The organism is Blautia glucerasea, from assembly GCF_013304385.1.
In the GTDB taxonomy this organism is placed as follows: Bacteria; Bacillota; Clostridia; order Lachnospirales; family Lachnospiraceae; genus Blautia_A; species Blautia_A ammoniilytica.
This window is the reverse complement of sequence record NZ_JAAITU010000116.1, coordinates 1-1,572: the sequence shown is the minus strand read 5'-3', so window position 1 is coordinate 1,572 and position 1,572 is coordinate 1. Positions and strand designations below refer to the sequence as shown.

1 protein-coding gene is annotated in these 1,572 nt (G+C 39.8%); it reads right to left on the bottom strand.

The window, feature by feature from the left end; translation table 11 throughout:
• Positions 1-9: 9 nt before the first annotated feature.
• Positions 10-1,482, bottom strand: a complete 1,473-nt coding sequence (locus G5B11_RS18620; RefSeq protein ID WP_158420906.1) for an IS1182 family transposase — start codon at positions 1,480-1,482, stop codon at positions 10-12.
• Between the last annotated feature and the right edge of the window lie 90 nt (positions 1,483-1,572).

Here is a 1,572-nt window from a genome sequence, read left to right as displayed (position 1 = left end):
AGCTATGGCTTACTCCATAGCCAGCTCTTCTAATCTTACTATTCGTTTTACATTTGCTGTAAATGCCGTAAAATACATTTGCAGATGCATAGCAAATAGACCTCTCGAATCTGCTTTGCGCAAACCGTGAGCTTCCTTTAATTCTCCATTCTTTTCTTCTATCCTGTGCCGAATCTTCATTCGCTCCTGAAAATATTCACTTTCTTCAAATTTAAGCCGTTCAAGATTTTTCTCGCTTGCTTGCGTAATACTGTAGCTTCGTTCTTTAGCCTTTGATTTCCCTACACGGCAGTTTTCTCTTTGTGAGCATTTCCGGCACTTTACTTTGCTAAATATATATCTTAAATAAGTGTTTCCGTTTTTTGCTGTTCTTTTTTCCACACGCGTGGAAAGCTCTCCGGCAGGACACTGCAACATCCCCGCATCTTTGTTAAAGCAGAAACCTTCCTCAAGGTTTCCGTTTGCTGCTGCAGCTACTGCTGTATTGGTCCTGGCAATCAATGTAATCTCTTTTCCGCAAACTTCCAGATTATCATCACTGACATATGCCATATCGCCTATAACTTCTGTAACTTTTATTCCATTTTCCTTTGCTTTTTCTATCAGTTTTGGTAATTCCTGCCCATCTGGCGCTCCTCCATCTGTTACACTGATCCCTGCAATGAGACGTTCTTCTGTCATCGCAAGGTGATTTTTATATCCATAAAACGTACTGGTTGCCGTTTTATGCCCGAATCGTGCATCTTTATCCTCTTTGGAGCGGATCTCTTTGAGCCGTTCATCTTCTAGCAGCTCTTTCATTTCCCGAGAAAGTTTCTGTATCTTTTCATTTCCACAGGATTCTATTCCTTCCTCCAAAATCCGGAGGAGTTCCTTAGTATAGGCAATTTCTTCATCCAACCCTGCTTCCAAAGATGGTTTCTCAGGAAATTGCTCTGATAATTCAAAAGCTGTTTTATAAATCTCTTTCCGGAGTTGTTTGCTCATATCTCGCAGAATCTGCGTTGGGGATTTTGCCCGAACAGACGCAAGTGTATGAGTGGAATCGACGATAATGGTTCCCGATTTGATCAGGTTTTTGTCTAGTGCCTGTTGAATGGTTTCTTTCAGTAGTTCTTCTAAGATATCTTCTGTAATACGAGTTTTTCTGAATTTTGTAAGAAGACTGGAATCTATCATTTTTGCTTCCGGTTCCAGATTAAGGAAAAATTTATATGCCATGTCCGTCTGGGCGCTACTTATTAGAGCTTCGTCAGAAAGATCATACAGCTTTTTCAGAAAAAGCAGTTTAAACATCATCTCCGGTTCCTTCGCCGGGCGACCGAAATTTTCACAATACTGCTTACGAAGCATTGGATTTACAAAGCTGAAATCTATATTTTCTTTTATTCTCCGCAAAAGATGATCTTCGGGAATGATTGCATCGTAAAGCCCCTGATATGGTGACAATGATAATTGTAACTGTGAATGATCTTTTAACATGGTAGCCGCTCCCTCCTTATATTTCTATTATAATGGAAATACGAAAAAAAGCCCAATTCTTTTTTAGAATCAGACTTTTTCAGTGCCCTT

Bases quoted from the DNA above. Each gene is read 5' to 3' on its own strand.
- G5B11_RS18620 (WP_158420906.1), bottom strand. From the start codon at position 1,482: ATGTTAAAAGATCATTCACAGTTACAATTATCATTGTCACCATATCAG.